The organism is Candidatus Poribacteria bacterium, from assembly GCA_026706025.1.
Lineage (GTDB): Bacteria > Poribacteria > WGA-4E > WGA-4E > WGA-3G > WGA-3G.
The window spans coordinates 21,520-40,322 of sequence record JAPOZO010000063.1; the positions used below are offsets into that span (position 1 = coordinate 21,520).

Genomic DNA, 18,803 nt, shown 5'->3' on the forward strand with positions numbered 1-18,803 from the left:
ACGGCGAAACTTGAAAGTTTTGTCCTTTGCGACAGTATTGACGCTTTTTGTTATGATTATGACACCATCCAATTTGCAGGCACAAGATACCGAAATAACGCCCCCCAAAAAGGTAATATTTGAGACGGATATGTCTACCGACGTAGATGATGTCGGTGCACTCGCTGTGCTGCATACCTTAGCAAATAGTGGGGAGGCAGAAATCCTCGCTATTAGTTTCAATGAAGTGCATCCAAGTGCTGCCAATGCTATCTGCGCGATAAATACGTGGTACAACCGGGGCAACATTCCCATCGGTATCTATAAAGGCGATCTCGCTGACCCTGACGAATCCAGTTACCTGGACACCATCGCTAAGTTCCCACACGATCTCCCGACTATTCCAACACCCAGTTCTCTGGAACTTTATCTGCAAGTACTTGGTGAGCAACCCGATAACTCAGTGACAATTATTAGCGTTGGGTTCCTCAACAATCTCTACGATCTCCTGAAAACCGATCCTGACCTCATTTCTCAAAAAGTCACTGAATTGGTAGTGATGGCAGGGCTTGTTGATGATCCTTATAACACGATCCGCCACGATCTGATTGGTAAATCGGAATATGTGATCCACAATTGGCCCACATCTCTCGTTATCAGCCATTATGGAGCGTCTGTACACACGGGGGCGAGACTCGCGGAAACGCCTGCTGGAAATCCTGTGCGGGAGGCGTATTATCGTCGATTCAACGAGCAGTACAAAGGGCGTTCCAGTTGGGACCAACTTGCGGTCTTATACGGTGTGCGTGGTCTCGGTGATTATTTTACTGAGGTTACAGAAGGCAGTGGGAGACTAATGAACGGTTTTGAGTGGAAGATGAAACCCAGTTTCAGGTCTTACTTGGACCCAAAATTGTCGGACGATGAGTTTGTCCGTATTATTGAAGATTTAATGATCAAACCGCCCGGAAAATAATCTATAGCGAAACCTAAAAATAAAGAAACACTTTACATCCTCCGGTAGGTTCGGTTTTGCGGTGTACTCACCCAAATGCGACCTGCATTATTGTGCGTTTGTGCTTTATCACAAAGGAACGCCAACCACAATGGCTGGTTTTTACACAATTGAGAAGCGGGACGGACGTTGGTGGTTCGTCACACCCGATAGCGCGCTGTTCTGGTCCATCGGCATGAACCATATCGACTCAGCTGCGTTGCGGTATGCAGCGTCGGATGGCGTGTGGGAGCGCGAGTTCGACAACAGCCATGAACAGTGGCTACGCGCAGTCGCCGATGATCTACGCGACTGGGGCTTTAATACAATTGGCTGGACTCAGGAAGTCGTAATCATCACCGAAGGCTACCACCGCCATTCGCGCCCGTTCACCTATGAGGAATACCAATGGGCGGACATGCCTTACTGCCACCTGCTACCTTTCACCGAGGCACATCAGTGGCAAGTTGAGGTCCGTATGCCCGACTTGATGAGCTCTGACTTCGAGGAGTGGTGCGACTACGTCGCCCGCGATGAGTGCGTACGCTTGCGCGACGATCCGAAACTGATCGGCTACTTCTACTGCGATTGTCCGCAGTGGGTGCACGCCTCGCCTGCCACGAAGTGGCGTGGATCGTTAGTCGATCCAGTCCTGCTCGCATCAGAGGCGGGCCGCCGCGAACTCTCTGCCATCGCCGAACGCTACTACAGGATCACCCATGACGCTATCCGTCGCTATGACCCGAACCACCTAATCCTCGGTGACCGATGGGAGGCAAATGCAGTGCTACCCGAAGAGGTGGTACGTGCAGCACTGCCCTACGTTGATGTGTTCAGTTTTCAATGTTTTGGCACAGTGAAGAATATCGCTACGAAGATGCGACACTGGGCTGATTTCGCAGACAAACCGGTTCTGCTGGCAGACGCGGCGGGGCATATACGCGCCCACGGTGACACCCGCTGGCCCCCGACAGCGGACCGTTTGCACGATGCAGACCACTATCGCCAAGTGATGGATGCCCTTTGGGATATCCCGCAATGCGTCGGATACCACCTATGTGGTGCCTACATTAAGAACAACGCCCGCAAGTCCGGATTTCGCGACCACGCAAACAATCAGATTGACGAGACGGTGGCTGGTATTCGCGCCGTCAACACCGAAATGCAGCGGAGACACAATCGAATAAATTAAAAGTTTGTACCTCGCCTAACGGAAGGTTGCAATGACAAGATATATCTTACGAATAATAATCTTCACGGCTGCTTTTTTCTTAGGTATAGCAGCTGCCGTGAATGCACAAAAAAAATCGGAGGTGAATATGGTTGAACGTTGGGGAATATTTGAATTAACCTTGGATGGACCGGACACTGGAAATTCGTTCACTGAAGTCGAATTGACAGCAAAATTTGAGCAAAGTGGTCGGACTTTCGAGCCACACGGTTTCTATGACGGAGACGGAATATACAAAATCCGCTTCATGCCGGATTCAATCGGCGAATGGATGTACAGAACAAAAAGTAACCGCGCCGAACTCAACGGCAAGACCGGGCAGTTTACGTGCATCGAACCCTCTGAAGGAAACCACGGACCCGTGCAGGTCTATAAAGACTTCTACTTGCAATACGCCGATGGAACGCCGTATCACCAATTTGGGACGACCTGTTATGCCTGGGCACATCAAGGCAAGGCAATGGAGGAACAGACGCTCGAAACGCTCGTCGAAGCACCCTTTAACAAGATGCGGATGTGCATTTTTCCAAAAGATTACGTCTACAACAAAAATGAACCCGTCCACTACCCGTTTGAAGGAAAACCCTTAAAAGATTGGGACTTCACAAGATTCAACCCAGAATTCTGGCAGCACTTCGAGCAGCGCGTTCAAGACTTGTTGGACCTCGGTATTGAAGCAGACATCATCCTGTTTCATACTTATGACCGGTGGGATTTTGAAAACATGGATGCCGAAAGTGATGACCGGTATATCCGATATGCCGTCGCACGTTTAGCGGCTTTCCGTAACGTCTGGTGGTCCCTCGCAAATGAATTTGACATCATGCCTGCGAAACAGGAATCAGATTGGGACCGATTTTTCCAAGTTATCCGAGATCACGATCCCTATCAGCGTTTACGTGGCATCCATAACTGTAGACGTTGGTATGACCACAATAAGCCATGGGTAACACACACCAGCATCCAAACCTCTAACATGACCCAAGGTATCAACTATCGCACGCAATACGGAAAACCTGTTATCTATGATGAGTGCCGCTATGAAGGCGATGTTCCGCAGGGGTGGGGAAATATCACCGCAGAACAGATGGTCCAAAACTTCTGGGCAGGCACCGTTTCCGGGTGCTACGTCGGACACGGAGAAACATACAAACACCCGGAAGACCTCCTCTGGTGGGCAAAGGGCGGTGTGTTGCGCGGTGAGAGTCCATCGCGAATTGCATTTCTCAAAGACTTCATGGCGGATGCACCAGCGTTTGATACGCTTGAACCGATCGGCGATGCAGCGGGGAGATATGTCCTTGCCAAACACGGGGAATATTATCTCACTTACACAACCGATCCGCAGACGATAACACTGGATTTGAAGGGAGAACAACCCTATAAAGTCGATCGTATAGATACTTGGAACATGAAAGTCGTTCCAGTCGGTACGGCACAGCCCGGGGAATATACGTTCGCTGCACCGAACGGTGGTTCTGCCTATCGCTTTACACCGTACGCACCCGGCGAGAAACTCCGTCCGGAGGCGAAAGCATCCGCCGATGTGCTTCAGGGTAGTGCCCCACTTACAGTGACTTTCTCAGCAGCAGGCGATCTGGCACACCACTGGACTTTCGGAGACGGCACAACATCCACTGAATCGGATCCGACGCACGTTTACGAAAGCCTTGGTCAATACGTTGTAACGCTCACGGTGATGGACCCGGAGGGTGACACGGCAACGACATCTCTCGCAATTCACGTATCACCGGAAGCACCCGCTGACATCGGAACGCACACAGAATTCCCCGGTTCACGCGATGGGCTCGTTTTTCTCTGGCACGGCACGCTTGAAGACAGTGGAGATATTGAACCCCGCGGCGATGCAACAATCGGTGAAGATGGACGGATGAATCTGACCGGCGGTGCGTTTCTTGCAGAGGCTGTCAATGATACGCTGCTCGCAGCGTGTCAGGAAAGCAATCAATTAACACTTGAGTGTCTCGTTACAACGGAGAATCTGAATCAGGATGGTCCCGCCCGGATTATCACGTTTTCAAATGACATTACCCATCGCAACTTCACCTTCGGACAGGATGGAAATCGTTTTGCTGTGAGAATTCGCACGCCACGGACTGGATCAAACGGATTAGGCGGTGAGTTTTCTTTCGGTAAGATTGAGGCGGGGAAATCGACACACGCTATCGTTAGTTATTTTCAAGGAAACGTCTACTGCTATATCAATGGCGAACTTGTCCATGTTAGCAACGGAACGCAAGGGGATTTCAGCAATTGGGAACGCTATCGGTTGCTTTTCGGTGATGAAGCGAGTGGCGGTCGGAATTGGGAAGGCAAACTCAGCCGTGTAGCGATCTACAGCCGATTCGTTGGCGTAGAAGAAGCCGCGCATAAGTTCAAACTGGTTCAAGGTGAATAAAATCTACATACTTGAGCGTTTGGAATCGGTCAACAATGAAATCAAAAGCACCGGACATCACTTTACGCCTCTGGCAGTGTATAAACACCGCGTCGAACCTTTACAATTTCACCGATCCCCACAAGGCGCGTGAGTTCAGTATTTATTGCTTTTGGATGTCCTTGAATCGCCGCCACGAGTTCGGGTGTTTTTTTCTGTCCATCGGCGAGAAGTGCGAGAATTTGCTCTCGGAAAGGGATGCGTGCGATTTTCCCACCCCTCAGCCTTTGCAAGACTCGGTTCGCCTGCCTTGGGGAGCATCCTAATATACGTTCTACTTCTTGTCTGCCGGATTCAGGTGTCAGATTGTCGCGTTCTGTCTCAAAACGTTGGCGTGTCGCTATCACCTCGGAAAGTTTGTCTAACCCACCGGCAACCTCGAAATCTGCCCAGTCAAAAAGGAGCGTTTCAGGTCTGTCGGTGATCTCAGGAACTCGCAACCCCGTAATCAACACAACTTTCTTGTTTGCCAAGCGGTTCAGCTGAGCTAGTCCTATAATCTGTGTGCATATACAGGTGACCGTCTTTTCATAAATGCTCTGGACGCGTTCGTCTTTGTAACGGTAGAGTTCAGGTTCCATTTGATAGGAGAGCGGTTCCTCATCGTTTCCAAACAAGGTCTGCGTGCGCTCCAAAATGGCGTGTGGTTCTATTTCCGGCATGCCAACTATCCAGATGACTTCTGCCTCTTGAAAAGCGGTTTCCAATCCTTTCACCCTTCGGAAAGCCGTCAAAAAACAGACGTTCTCATTTTTCGCGATATCCTTCAGCTGTCTAATTGTGTAAACATGCGTTATAATCCCGTGTTTAATATTCGGATCCCGTTCAATTTCAGCTTGGATTCTCGAAAAAATGTGTTGTCCTGTTTCAGACACTCCAAGAACATCCCACGTGTTATTGATATCTAAAATTGTCTTCCATGGATAAGTCCCGGTGCGAATCTGGAAAACGCGGTTCCCAGGAGCCCACGCTATCGGTTGGGTGGAAAGAATCTCGGTTTCCGCATCCAAGAACGTCCGATGTAGATGCTCGCCGTAGAGAGCTGGGGAGGTGACCAAAAGGTGTCTGACACTTGGATGTAGGGCCGGCGGCACCCAGAAACGTAGGACTTCGTCCTCCCATTGCATCGGGGCGTCGGTGTCCCTCCTGTAATGGAGAAAGAAACGTTTGAGTTGATGCCAGAACGTCCAGTTTGGATCCGAACAAACGGTTGGGAATTCCTGAATGTTTTCAATAGTTGCCGCATCCAAGATCCCCAGCCTGACAGCATCCGCTATAGGCATCAAGATTTTCATGTCTTCATTCGGTACAAAAGTGTGGAGTTCAAAAAGGGGCAACTCTTGTGCCGCCAGTCTATCCACAGCTGTAGCGTCCAAAGGAATATAAGCAGAAATCCCTCGCTCAAACTCGATTGTATAGCGTGCTAATTCTTCTCCGGTCTCTGCATCAATTGCCCCTCGTTCGACCACTCTGCCCTGGACTTTGACGTTGCACATCTGTTGGATAATTTCTTTTCCCAGCCATTCAAACGTCTGCATCACTGTCCGGAGGCGTTTGATGGAGTGAGCATGGGATTTGTCTCTGATTCCTACTGCATTGAGTAGGAGTATGGCAAAGTTTCCTAAGGCACTACCTCGCCAGTTGGCAACCCATTCCTCTAATACAGTTTTTGATAATTCGCATTCAAGAAACAGCGCGTTTTCTCTCAGGACATTGATGATACAAAGCGGATGTGTTCCATCCTGCCTTTCGAGAAGTCGTTCCACTATTTTTCCGTATTGTGGATCTAAAAATAGTCGAGAATCCTCTAATATTTGTGTTTTGGTAGTTTGTAATGTGGAGAATTGTGATAGATAACCACGCGCCTGACATGCTGTATAGACGGGGCACTGCGGACAGATAATTTCGTTCGGATTCCCACCCTTTTTCTCAAGTGCTTCGCACCGCTGAGGATCCTCACAGACGTTGCCATGTTCAAAAGGAGTTGCCATGCGGATGTCAACGGGGATATCTTTCACTTCATCCCAGAGATACATCCGATCCCGCCAGCGTGTGACCGATCCCACATTTCGTTTATGAAAAAATTGCTCTGCTTCTGCCGCAAGTTCAGAATCCTGCACGTAAATTACCTCACTATTTTGCAGAAGGGATTCTACTTCATCATCTTTCTCCGCATCTATATCGGAAATAAATCCAAGAACGCGCACGCTCCTATCGAAAGCACGCTGCACCTGAACGCTAATTTTTTCTCGTGTTTCGTGAATATCTTCTGTAGGTCTAAACTTGTGCAAGACCGGAGCCGGACGTTTTATTGCCAATGGACTGAGTGTCCCTTCCCGAATGGCAGGCACCTTATCATCTACAGGGAGCCCCGTCGCGGGGACAGGCAGGAGGATGCCAGTATCCTCCCAAACATCTGTTATGAGTGTGGCTTCCATAGGCAGCCCAACATCAGAGGTAGAGGCACATACCCACACGCCTTCGTCGTTTTCCCACAGTGATACCTCCGTGTTGCCGCTCTCACTACTTCGTCGGTCCCAATAGTGACATCCATCCTCTTGCTTGAGATAAGAAAACCCGCGCTTGAAAAACGCCTCTTTGGCGAGATCGAGTTTACCCGATCCGAGAGAGTATGGCACGTCGGAGGCACTCTCCTTGTATTGAAGGCTTTGGGGAACCGGTTCATGAAGCACAGCGCGAAGTGCATCGATAGGGGCAAAGAGAACCTCTTTAGGAATCACAGGCGGATCTAACAAGTCCCCGAGCAGGATTTCAGCGAGCGCATCCCAGCAAGTGTGTCCTTTCTCACCGAAAATTTCAAGATACGCGTCGTATTGGTGGGGATCTTCTGCTGTCGGTGGACCTTTATAGACATACAATCTTGCTCGCTTGGTGTTCGGGTGCAGGTACCCCGGTACCCTGCAAGAAAAGCGCAACCCCCCGGAGTTTGACATCGTCAACAACGGGTTGGCAACGGCATCAACAAGTGCTTGAACACAAGCAAGAACGGCATCAGGTGCAGCACATAAGGCTTGATATGTAAAGGCAATATCGTGCCAGGGCGCGCCATCGCGTGCCGACGGCATACCGGTATACACGTGAATCCCCCACGACTTCAACCATTGGATGGTGGCCCAGTTTGCCGTCTGTTGACGTTTCAAGAACCGATCGCCTCCAAAAGATCGCGGCGGTCGGTCAGTTCCTGGGGCCTGTCCTATCGGCATAAAGGAAATATTTGCTGCCTCTAAGTCTTGAAGCATCACAGGGTATCTGTGTGCACAATAGACTGTGAAATGGTAAGGAAGCCCTTTGTAAAGCCGAGGTGTTACAGTCGTCTTCCGTTGCTTTAATGGCTTCCCATGCCGTTGGTGGCAGCGTGCAATCACATCTTGCAAGACATTGGTTGTCATTGACACACTTCCCTACAGTAAGGCGTTTTTCTTGAGCTGGGTAAATTCCAGATACCTATTCTGCCAAGAAGGAGAACGCTAAAATCCAAAGTAGAATCCCTGACCTTCGCGAGTTAAATCACAAAAGTCGTAAAATTGCAATTATACTTTTTAATTTCATATTTGAAAAATATGGTTCGATATGATTATTATAGCACCATCCAAGATTAAATACGAAATAAAAGTTATGCTGCTTAAAAATGGCAACTTAGGTTATCATAAATTTCATTTTTTGTCAAGTTTTAAATTTGATATAAAGTCAATAGTAATCAGAGCTTAAGCCTAAGTTAGATTGCGCCATATCTTATTGAATTAAAATAAAAAATACAGTAATATCTTGATAAAACTTTTTGTAATTCACCTCTATTTTTTGGCAAACCTTTGCGATAAATGTTCACATCAGATCCGAATTTGTGTTCTCTTCCTTTTCCATCACGGGTAAAGGAGATAACTTGCTTTCGCAAGTTTAGTACCAAGTCTTTAACAAACCTGAGCTTGATAAAGACTTAGGGATCTACGCATTTTTTCTTAAAGTCCGCCTGATACGGGGATTTAGGGGGTTAGATCACTAAAGCTCCCGTCTTTTTGGATGAATATATTGCTTTTTTGCTCAATGTGCGTATGCCTTCTTGGCTTCTAATACTTTTTTCAAACTGGCGTTTTAACAAACCACATTTATATTCGCATTTTGGGGAAAGTAAAACAAATAATGTAGGGTAATCACTTTTGCTGATAGTCTGTGAGTTTCGATAAATGTGTTAAAGATCCCCGCGGTATTTAGAAAATGGACTTTTCTCATAAGAAACCGGATGAAATTTTAAAGTATTATGCAATTTTTATTGACATAATTTGCTTTTTCCCTAAAAATATCATATAATTTACAGTTATGTGCAGACTTTTAAATTTATAAATACAAATAATTATAGAAATTGTCTAAACATAACTATAATGGCATTTAGAATTAAAGAAACATTTTCTTTAGGGGAGTAAGACCATGACAAAAACGAAATTAAAAATCAGGCGTATGTCCTAAGAAGACCCAAAATACCCGCTTCGCTGGTGGGGTTGCCCAACCTCGCCAATTTTTATAGATAGTGCATTCAATTAGCTTACAATCGGTTGTGAGGACCTGTACGAAGTGTATATCAAATGTTCACTGTTGCTGCTATTAGTAACATCGCCTTATGCGCAACAGCCTTTCACAGTAAACAGATTGACGCGATGCGTCAGCTTCAGCTAGCGAGTGTTCCTTGATACCTTGAGATCAACCGAACTTTAGAAGTCCAAATAGATGACGTAAAACCGAATCGGAAGATACCCCAAATGCAATCTTTTATGCGAACGCAATTACTTGATTTCTTGAGCAAATTGAATGTCACTCTGAGGAGCCATGATGGTGAATGGTACGCTGCGACCGCGCCGATCTATAACCACCTCGGCGTAAATAAGTCTCACGCCAACCGCAGAATGAGGAAATACGACAACTTGAGCGTGAAAATAAAGAATAAACGCTTCATTCGGTTAGAGTACATCCCCTGGCATCTGGCGAATTTATATGGGCATCACACACTATCGGATGAAACCCAACAACGTATAGCAGGGCTCCTAAATCACTGGGGCATTCCTGTACCGCAACTTCAAGGCGTTTTTGATAAACGGAACACATGACACGTTAGTGGCTTATGCAACGGAGAATACCCGCGCGGTCTTTGGTGAGGGGAGGCATTTAGACACTCACCAGATACTAAAAGGCACCTGCGGACCGATATACCCAAAGTTGAGTTAACCCAGTATATCGGTTTTAAGGGAAAACCCGATACAACGCGATTGAATTCAGTCGATGAATAATATAATTACCACCTTTGCTATAGGTACTGCCACAACCGCATCCAGTCTGTTATGGCTTGTAGACGAATTCTCTGGAGATATGCCAGAAGCAGAAGCAGAAGCGGAACTACTGAGAGCAATTTCATGTTTTGGATTCTACAATGGAAGTCTTGTTTGGGAGGTATTTTGTGGGCATATAAAGGCGTTTTTATCAAAATCTTTACGCCCACCCCCAATCTCTTAGTTGACTTTAATTGAAAAGAAATTCAGAAGCAATGGATACCAACCTAACCCATCTACGAAAGGAACACCATGAAAATTCGTCTTGGTCGCAAGACAATAGACCCTGAAAAGGTGAATCACTTCAAACCCATCGGCCCAAGAGTTTGCATACTCGAATTCATAACCGGAGAATCCATAACCGTGGCATGTAGTGTAAAAATACCAAACAACACTATATCATTCGCTGGAACTCCTGAAGACCTAAAAACACTCTTGGCAGAATATATTGAAGCCAACAACAAGTCAACCAATAGAAGAACCAACTAAAAGGAAAATCGTATGCTTACGACTAACAGCAGACGTTTCATAGGCGGTTTTTGCTTGGGTATTTCTTCAGCATCTGTGTGGAAACGTGCATCAATCAAACACCCAAGCCCCAGAATGATGGCATTTGTACGGACCATGAAAATTAGGGGATGTTTATGAAACTTCAACTCGGTGGCAAGCAGATCCAACTCAGCAGAGTTCAACGTGTCCGTAGAATTGGACAACACATTGCCCAAATTAACTTCAAAACTGGTGAATCCATACACGTGAAATGCGGTGTCCGTTCCGCGGATGGCATGACAATCTCTTATCACGGCACATTTGAAGAACTCAAAGCGTTGATTGATAAGTTCAAGTGAACTTATGAAAATGAATACGGCAGAACGACCTGTCTAACATCACAGACCATCAGGGTGAAAATGGTTGAGAAACCATGCCTCGGTGCGTTTCTCATCAATCGAACATGAGTTTGATAAATACTTAGGGCAGATGCATTCCCGATTAAAGCCGCTCCGATAACGGGATTTAGGGGTTAATATAACCAAATACTCCCACGGCGAGGCATTTTCAGCAAAATAGGTTTCCTATTTAAAGCGAGATTAAAAACCGCGCCTACATCAAAAGATGGAATTGATCATCGTGCCACTGAAGCGAGGATTCATACATCTATCCGATACACACGGGTGGCAGTGTCATGAAACAGAGATGTACGTTCATCGTCCGAGTAACCTGACGACAAACGTTTAAACGCGTTATACATCACATTGTAGGCGAACGAGACCTTATCGACCGGGAAATTGCTTTCAAACATACACCGTTCCGGCCCAAACTGCTCAATACAGTAATTCATAAAGGGTGCTATAGATCCCGCCAATTCCTCAGAACCGATCGGTTTTTCGCGTTCGTGCCAATCAAACCCGGTGCGCGGCATCCCGATACCGCCGAGTTTGATGTGGACGTTAGGGCAAGCCGCCACAGCAGCGATACCGCTCCGCCAAGTCGCTAACACTTCGTCATCCTTACCACCGTAAGGACCAACTCGCAGCAAACCACCGATATGGTTCAGAATAATAGTCAAATCGGGTACGGCTTTCGCAAAATCCACGAGTTCAGGAAGTTGTGGGAAATACATCCAAGCCTCAAAGGACATCGCCATACTTGCCAGCACCCGCGCTCCAGCACGGAAATCCTCACGCGCCAGTTGTCCGGCTGTTCTATATGCGGAAGTGCCACCTATTTCTGGATGTGGATCCGAGGTGACAGAGTGTCGGATACCTCGGAATCGATTCGGACTCGCTGCTTGTAAGGCTTCCAATACAGGTGCAACGCGTTCACCCAAGTTCAAATTAGCATGTCCAACAATCGCATCGGCAGCACGACTCGGACCGTATAAACCGCTTGCACTCGCAGCCGCCAACCCTTGCACAAATTCTACCTCTCCAACAGGACGCATCTCTTCCGGCCCATCAGCGCGATACATTGCCCGCGCCTCAACAAACACGGTAGAACGGACATTGTGTCCGCTATCAATATCTGCAATCAACTCATGGAGCAAATAACCTTGATAAGGAATACGTTCGGTTCGGAAATCCCAAAAATGGTGATGTGGGTCGCAAATCGGTAGTTCCGGTTCCAGTATCGGTTCCTTCGTTAAAGCGAGCCAGTCGTTGCCGCCAAATGGCATAGAATACCTCCATCTCTATAGTCACTCAAGTTGTTTGTTCCACTCCTCACGTACACTGTAGGATATTTTTGTATTTTTGTCAAACAAGTTTTGATTCCTTAATTACACTTCTCTTGCTTATGAAATGTATTTATGCCATAATAGTTGTCAAATACTAAAATGACTCTTGGATTAACTGCGGTGAAGGGGTAACCTTAGCAATGATGAACCGATTAGCTGACAACGATCCTCCGATTATGTTTGAAAGCTTAGGACTCAAGCATAACCGTTCGTACACCGTTCCGGTTGTATGTCTCCTTTTTTTATTTCTGCTTTTTATAATTACCGGTTGTGGTCCATTGGTAACCACCGATCCGCAGTCCAGTGTTCCACTTGAGGGTTCAGGTGCAGATTCACATCCGAAAAAGGTATGGCCAGTACAACGGACGCTCGTCAGTAACGAAGTTAACTGTATTGCTGCCGATGCGGACAACGTATGGATTGCGACAGCACGGGGGGTTTCACGCTGGATACGTCAGCAGGATAGATGGCTACACTATACGATGGAAGATGGGTTAGCAAACGATATGGTGAATGCCGTTGCAATTGAAGGGCAGTGGATTTGGTTCGCTACAGATGAAGGCGTAAGCCGCTACGATACCCAAACAGACACCTTTTCAACCTTCCGAACGATTGATGGCTTAGCGAGCGACCAGGTTTCCTCTATTGCCGTGGATGGGAATTACGTCTGGTTTGGCACATCCGAGGGGTTAAACCGCTATGACAAAACGATTGATAGTTGGGCGGTACGTACCCGAAAAGACGGTTTGGTTAGCAAAATAATCACAACGATCGCAGTCGAGGCAGAATACGTCTGGGTCGGCACAGATAGGGAAATAAACCCGGATCCCCACGGATGGGATGAGGATCCGAGGTTCAGCAGAGGCGGCGTGAGTCGTTACCACCGAGACACCGATTCTTGGAATAATTATACAAAATCAGATGGCTTGATAGACAGCGAGATCGCTACGATTGCCGTGGACGATGACAGCGTTTGGTTTGGTACGCAAAAAGAAGGGGTCAGTCAATACAACAAAGTTGATCAGACCTTCATCAAGACGTATACGAAGACCGATCTCCTGAAAAGCAATATGATCACCTGTATCCGTTCAGATGGATTTCAAGTCTGGTTTGGAACTGCCAATGCTGGCATCCATCGGTTCATCAAACCTGTCAATACATGGGTGCATTACACCAAAGCAGACGGATTAGCAAGTAACCATGTCAGTTGGATTACTACACAAGGGAATGATGTCTGGTTTGCGAGCAAAGAAGATGGTGTGAGTCGCTTCGATAAGGTGACCGGGGAATGGACAATTTACAAGCAAGCAGATTTTCTTGCCGACAATGATGTCCGCGATATAGCACGTGATGCCGATGGGAACCTCTGGGTAGCGACTGTTGCGGGAATTTCGGTTTACTCCGCTCAAACGCGCAGCTGGGAAGTTATCTCGAAAGAAGATGGATTGCCGACGCCTTATGTCACGTCAATACTTATTAGCCAGAATAGCCATCAGCCATCAGCAGTCAGCAGTCAGCAAGAGGACTCTCGTGGCAGTGATAACAAAAGCAACATCCACAACAAACCTACTGATAGCGGACAGCCGACGGTTTCTGATAGCCGACGGTTTCCGACAGCCATTTGGATTGGGAGCGATCGAGGACTTGGTGAAGGGACATATCTTAATGATGAATGGGCATTTCATACCCCACCTCAAGCGGAGACGCAAGGTGAAGCCTTTATAACAGCACTTGATGCTGACGCTGCACAGCCTAATCCTACCATCTGGATCGGCACCACTTTGGGACCCGCCATGTATGACTCAACATCTCAAAAATGGACGCAGCTTGCCGTGCCAGACGCGCCCAAAAACCCGCTTATATTATCTGTGCTTGTTCACGATGGCAGCGTCTGGTTTGGTGGCACTGAAGGCATTTGGCGATATTCAATTGCCGATAAGAAGATGCATGCTGCTGCTGACGGACTTCCCAATCTCAATGTTAATGTCCTGCTATCCACAAGCGAAACAGGAAAGGAAGAGACGCTTTGGGTAGGAACAGGTCAAGGGCTTGCGAGATATGACAGCACCCGGCAGCGTTGGGTGTCGTTGTCCTTTAATGCCCAATTGCCTTCGCCTAATGTCACCGCGCTCGCTTTTCGAGATGGCATCCTCTGGATCGGTACACCCCAAGGCCTGGGAAGCTATACAATTGCCTCCAATGCTTGGAGTTCTCTCTCAAATGTACCACATAACATCCGAGACATCCTGTGTGAGGCAGATGAAACGCTTTGGTTGGCGACAGATATCGGTCTTGTTGAATATAACGTACAAAATGGAAAAGAGGCACTGCATCAATCCCGTCCAGTACGGGAACCGTTCCTTGAAATCAGAGTCTCAGACATCAAATTTGATGGCGATTATATCTGGTTCAACAACTGGCGGGCTTCACCGAACGGTAGTATTGTGCGGTTTCATCGTCCAACAGAGACGTGGCGGCGTTTCACACGCTTAGATATTCTACAATCCACCCAAAAAAGATCTATGACGTTTATACGTTGGAGTTATGTCGATACCAATGCCGTCTGGTTCACAACGGATTACGGTGTGCTGCGCTACGATAAAAGGGCAGATACGTGGCAGCATTTTACGACAGAAGATGGACTCTCTACAGATGATGTGGATAAGATCGCTGTCAGTGAGCAGAGTGTCTGGGTCATTCCGATAATAGGGCTGGAATTAAATCATTATAGTAAAGCAACTGGAACATGGCAGGTAGTTGAAGAAGAAGGCCACCGTGAGATTGAGCGCATAAAGACACTTGGGGTTGATGGACCGAATGTCTGGTTCGCATCTGGCCGTGGACTCACGCGGTACAATGAAATTACTGGTGAATGGAAGAATTTTGGACCGAGGGATGGACTGGCAGGTCGAGGCGGCGAATGGATTACTATAGATGATGATTTCATCTGGGTGGCACGTTCAGAATGGGACAGAGGCAGCAACCGTCCATTGTCACGATACGATAAGAAAACGAAAAAATGGACGACGTTTTCAACGAATGACGTGCTTGCTGCGAGTACCATTAGACGCGTTATCGCAACAGAGAATGATGTCTGGATACTCTACAGGCCTTGGGACGACGCAGGTGTCACTCGATACGACAGGCGTACAAAGGAGTGGACGACGATCCGATCTGGACGCGGAACGCTCGAACTGGCAGCCGATGACGACTATCTCTGGTTAGCTGCACCGAACGAAGGACTTCGACGATTTCATTTCGCCTCTGGTACTTGGACAACGTTTAAAGATCTCAAGGGGCTGCTCCACAATCATGTCGGCGAGTATGGACTCGCAGTCGATGAAGACTATGTATGGGTAGGGACCCTGCGCGGGCTTTCCCGTTATGATAAGCGGAAAGAATCCTGGACACCATTGACCGCTCTACCCACTCTTATTGGACGCACTGTTCGGACAGTAGATGCCGATGAACGTTTCGTTTGGGTCGGCACCGACGAAGGTATGTCCCGCTATGACAAGGTTTTAGGGACCTGGAAGAATTATCGACAGGAGGGTGGATCCGAAAATATAGAAACCCACGGGGGCCATTGGCACCGGCATGGACGAAAAAAGAGAGACTCTCTCTCCGATAACGTTGTGAGTTCTATTGTAACAGATGAACAATACGTCTGGGTCGGGACACGCGATGGCGCGAACCGCTTTGATAAAATAGCACTGCAGTGGGACCAGTACAAGACTGAGCATGGGTTACCCGCTAATAATGTGACTTCTGTCAGCAGCGATGGCAATAGTATCTGGGTCGGGACTAATTCCGGGATTGGGAAGTATCCGCGCACAGCAGATGACCTCAACGCATGGATTACCTACACATCCGGGACCGAGATCCAACCTTCTGCCGTATCTAAGGAGTTCGCCGAATCATTGGTTACCGACCAAATTTGGTGTATCACAGCGAGCAAGAGACACGTCTGGGTCGGCACACGCCGAGGTGTGAGCAAATACGATGTCGGTAGAGACATCTGGAAGACAATCACAATGGAAGATGGACTCGCCAGCGATGAAGTCAGTTGTATCGCTATTGATGGCGACAATGTCTGGTTTGGCAGTGATCGCGGCGTGACCCTCTATAATGAAAGAACAGAGGTGTGGGCTGCCTACACAACCGAAGCGGGACTCGCCAGTAACAAAGTTACCACTATCGGTGTTGATGGCGCAGAAGTTTGGATCGGTACTTACAATGCGGGCATCAGTCGATTTGATCAGTTAACAAATAGTTGGACGACTTATACGCGAGAGGACGGTTTGGCGCATAACGGTATCCTCTCTATGGCTATTGATAGGAACTACGTTTGGTTTGGCACATATCGTGGATTAAGTCGTTTCGATAAACGCACAGGTATCTGGACGGTCTTCACAGAGGTCTATGGCCCCGAGGATATTTTGAGATAAAGATGGTTATCAGTTATCAGTCGTCAATTGTCAGTTAAAGAGGGTTTCTGTGGCGAATACAGCAAACTGGACTGCCACAAGGTGACTCTTAACTGAAAACCGATAACCGACAACTGATAACTAATTAACTATGAACACAAAAACAGAGGTCCGAAAGTGGCTTATCTCTTGTCTCCTTCTCTTACTGCTAAATTGTGCTTTTGTATTCTATGCTGACGCAGAGGACGTATACAGCCTATTTGGCAAGTTATTCCTTTCTGGACGCGTCGAATACGATTTCACAAACAGACGAAACTTTCTTGCAGACACTGAAGAAGAGCGAGTCAGGCAAGACGACTTTGATTTTGATCGCCTCTTTCGGCGCGGTTTCCACAGTGTCATGGTTATTGAGGAAACCGCGGGCAGCGTCAAAAACATCCTCAGTCTCGGAGAGGTCCCGACAACCTTTACGAAATTCACCTTTGATCAGATTGACCTGAGTGGTGTCCGTTGGGAGGTGCGTTCCAATCGCACGGATTGGACGATTCTAATGGTGCCTGGCTTGCTCAATCGCCTGAACGGGCAAGAGGAAAGGACGGAAGGGTCTGGCATCGGTTTGCGTGAGGTCACAAAGTTCGGCAATTCACAACTGGGGCTTTCTTGGTACTTCCGAGAGGTACCCGTGTGGGCGGTGGACCTGGAAACTAATTTTACCAACTACGGTGTAAAAGCAGAGGTGGCTGTCACGCCAAAGAGTGCGTTGCAAAAGAATCTGACTTCACGTTTGGATGCGACGACAACGATTTTCAAAGCCTTCCAAACCGTCGGTGACACGATTTTTCAGGCAGAAGCCTTTCGCGTCGGTCCCCGGTTCGATGCCTCCCGCTCCGTCGGCGATAATGATGACCAAGACCGCTACTCCGATAACACGTTTCTTGACCCACCCTCCCTGATTATTCCCGGCGATCTTGATAAAAATAACAACGGTATTTTTGACTATGAGGACGACATTCTGCTTTTCGATGTCGATGAGGATTTCCTTGACGAAAGCGATCGGAACAACAACGGTATTCGGGATGAGGAGGAAAATGATAAAGACCCGAATTACGAATTCGATGTCGGACTGCGAGGTATACGGCTTTTTATGAACCGTAAGATAAGTCAGCAGGTGAGCGTCGTTGACCTCGATCTTGGGTTGCAGATAGAAGAAAACCTCAGACTCAGAAATACCCCCACCTCAACGAAAGCATTCGCTAACATTGTTTACCAAAAACAACTCGCACAAGCTTCTTCGCTTGTTGTTGAGAACGAACTCAAATTGGTAAAAGATCGGATTCCTGACGAAACCTGGTATTATGCCGGATTTTTGGGGAGACAAGAAGAACGCCTCTATCGATCCCAGCCGGAAATCCAGAAAATGGTCAGAGAGGGAGATCTACAATTCTTCTATGTCGATGGGGGTGTCGAAGTCGAAAAAAGACGCAGGGACCCGCGGTTGATGCAGAACGACCTCATTAACACCGCCAAAATCACGTATGAATATCACGGAATTGAACGAATGGTTACGACGGCTCGCGCCAAAATTCAGTACGATTACGATTTCGACAGAGATAATGAACACTACGAAGTCGGTATTTTCAAGACGTTGTACCGCCTGCGTCCCTCCAAATCGCTGGAAATTAGTCCAATGTTCAAATATACCATCCGCAACGGTTTCCGCATGGCAGAAGACAGGATCGAGTACCTTCCGCTAACCGCGGAAATCGACGGCGAGGAGATCTCACGCGGGCTCCGATTGCGCGAAATCGAACGTACACACGTGCGTGATATGACACCAGCACTTATCCTCAAGGTTGTCTATCAGTTTACGAAGACTATCAAACTTACTGGTGGTGGTCAAATTCTTTTATTCAATGATATGCGTGATGATGATAACGATTTTGTCCGTCAGGCGTTATTAGCTGAGATGGAAAAAAGTTTCACCGCCTATCGGAAGCAGATGTTTCTACATATCGGTGCCAGATACATAGACCAACGCGCAATCGGGGAAGTTAACGACCAAAACTACATGGAACTTTTCGTCCGCGTCTTTGGGAAATTCTAATAAGCTGCCTACTGCATTTTTCCAAAATTTCGTAAATTATG

10 protein-coding genes are annotated in these 18,803 nt (G+C 47.5%); 8 read left to right on the forward strand and 2 right to left on the reverse strand.

Annotation, left to right across the window (positions count from 1 at the left end):
• The first annotated feature begins 52 nt into the window (after positions 1-52).
• From OXH00_15120 to OXH00_15130, 3 genes are all read left to right on the forward strand, one after another.
• Positions 53-955: a nucleoside hydrolase gene (locus OXH00_15120; protein MCY3742344.1), complete on the forward strand. Its 903-nt coding sequence runs from the start codon at positions 53-55 to the stop codon at positions 953-955.
• Between the two features lie 130 nt (positions 956-1,085).
• Positions 1,086-2,165: an agarase gene (locus OXH00_15125; protein ID MCY3742345.1), complete on the forward strand. Its 1,080-nt coding sequence runs from the start codon at positions 1,086-1,088 to the stop codon at positions 2,163-2,165.
• A 127-nt stretch (positions 2,166-2,292) separates the two neighbouring features.
• Positions 2,293-4,623, forward strand: a complete 2,331-nt coding sequence (locus tag OXH00_15130; protein ID MCY3742346.1) for a DUF4038 domain-containing protein — start codon at positions 2,293-2,295, stop codon at positions 4,621-4,623.
• A 62-nt stretch (positions 4,624-4,685) separates the two neighbouring features.
• Here the strand turns inward: OXH00_15130 and OXH00_15135 are convergent, their stop codons facing one another.
• Positions 4,686-8,072, reverse strand: coding sequence for a hypothetical protein (locus tag OXH00_15135; GenBank protein ID MCY3742347.1), 3,387 nt, complete (start codon positions 8,070-8,072; stop codon positions 4,686-4,688).
• Positions 8,073-9,434: 1,362 nt separating this feature from the next.
• Between OXH00_15135 and OXH00_15140 the strand changes: the two genes are divergently transcribed.
• The 3 genes from OXH00_15140 to OXH00_15150 all read left to right on the forward strand — a co-directional run bounded on the left by OXH00_15140 (position 9,435) and on the right by OXH00_15150 (position 10,846).
• A complete protein-coding gene (locus tag OXH00_15140) occupies positions 9,435-9,779 on the forward strand; it encodes a hypothetical protein (protein MCY3742348.1) in 345 nt (114 codons plus the stop codon).
• Between the two features lie 172 nt (positions 9,780-9,951).
• Positions 9,952-10,182, forward strand: coding sequence for a hypothetical protein (locus OXH00_15145; protein MCY3742349.1), 231 nt, complete (start codon positions 9,952-9,954; stop codon positions 10,180-10,182).
• Between the two features lie 460 nt (positions 10,183-10,642).
• Positions 10,643-10,846 carry a hypothetical protein gene (locus OXH00_15150; GenBank protein MCY3742350.1) on the forward strand — a complete coding sequence of 68 codons (204 nt, stop codon included), beginning with the start codon at positions 10,643-10,645 and terminating at the stop codon, positions 10,844-10,846.
• Positions 10,847-11,145: 299 nt separating this feature from the next.
• On the opposite strand, the gene OXH00_15155 is transcribed toward OXH00_15150, so the two are convergent.
• Positions 11,146-12,171, reverse strand: coding sequence for an amidohydrolase family protein (locus tag OXH00_15155; GenBank protein MCY3742351.1), 1,026 nt, complete (start codon positions 12,169-12,171; stop codon positions 11,146-11,148).
• Between the two features lie 200 nt (positions 12,172-12,371).
• Here OXH00_15155 and OXH00_15160 point away from each other — a divergent pair, with 200 nt between their 5' ends.
• Both OXH00_15160 and OXH00_15165 read left to right on the forward strand, forming a co-directional pair.
• Positions 12,372-16,679, forward strand: coding sequence for a hypothetical protein (locus OXH00_15160; protein MCY3742352.1), 4,308 nt, complete (start codon positions 12,372-12,374; stop codon positions 16,677-16,679).
• A gap of 130 nt (positions 16,680-16,809) precedes the next feature.
• Positions 16,810-18,762, forward strand: a complete 1,953-nt coding sequence (locus OXH00_15165) for a hypothetical protein (GenBank protein MCY3742353.1) — start codon at positions 16,810-16,812, stop codon at positions 18,760-18,762.
• The last annotated feature ends 41 nt before the right edge of the window (positions 18,763-18,803 follow it).

What these genes read in the sequence shown, in the direction of transcription:
- OXH00_15165 (MCY3742353.1), top strand. Translation starts at nt 16,810, where the DNA reads ATGAACACAAAAACAGAGGTCCGAAAGTGGCTTATCTCTTGTCTCCTT.
- OXH00_15120 (MCY3742344.1), top strand. Translation starts at nt 53, where the DNA reads ATGATTATGACACCATCCAATTTGCAGGCACAAGATACCGAAATAACG.
- OXH00_15125 (MCY3742345.1), top strand. Translation starts at nt 1,086, where the DNA reads ATGGCTGGTTTTTACACAATTGAGAAGCGGGACGGACGTTGGTGGTTC.
- OXH00_15155 (MCY3742351.1), bottom strand. Translation starts at nt 12,171, where the DNA reads ATGCCATTTGGCGGCAACGACTGGCTCGCTTTAACGAAGGAACCGATA.
- OXH00_15130 (MCY3742346.1), top strand. Translation starts at nt 2,293, where the DNA reads ATGGTTGAACGTTGGGGAATATTTGAATTAACCTTGGATGGACCGGAC.
- OXH00_15160 (MCY3742352.1), top strand. Translation starts at nt 12,372, where the DNA reads ATGATGAACCGATTAGCTGACAACGATCCTCCGATTATGTTTGAAAGC.
- OXH00_15145 (MCY3742349.1), top strand. Translation starts at nt 9,952, where the DNA reads ATGAATAATATAATTACCACCTTTGCTATAGGTACTGCCACAACCGCA.
- OXH00_15150 (MCY3742350.1), top strand. Translation starts at nt 10,643, where the DNA reads ATGAAACTTCAACTCGGTGGCAAGCAGATCCAACTCAGCAGAGTTCAA.
- OXH00_15135 (MCY3742347.1), bottom strand. Translation starts at nt 8,072, where the DNA reads ATGACAACCAATGTCTTGCAAGATGTGATTGCACGCTGCCACCAACGG.
- OXH00_15140 (MCY3742348.1), top strand. Translation starts at nt 9,435, where the DNA reads ATGCAATCTTTTATGCGAACGCAATTACTTGATTTCTTGAGCAAATTG.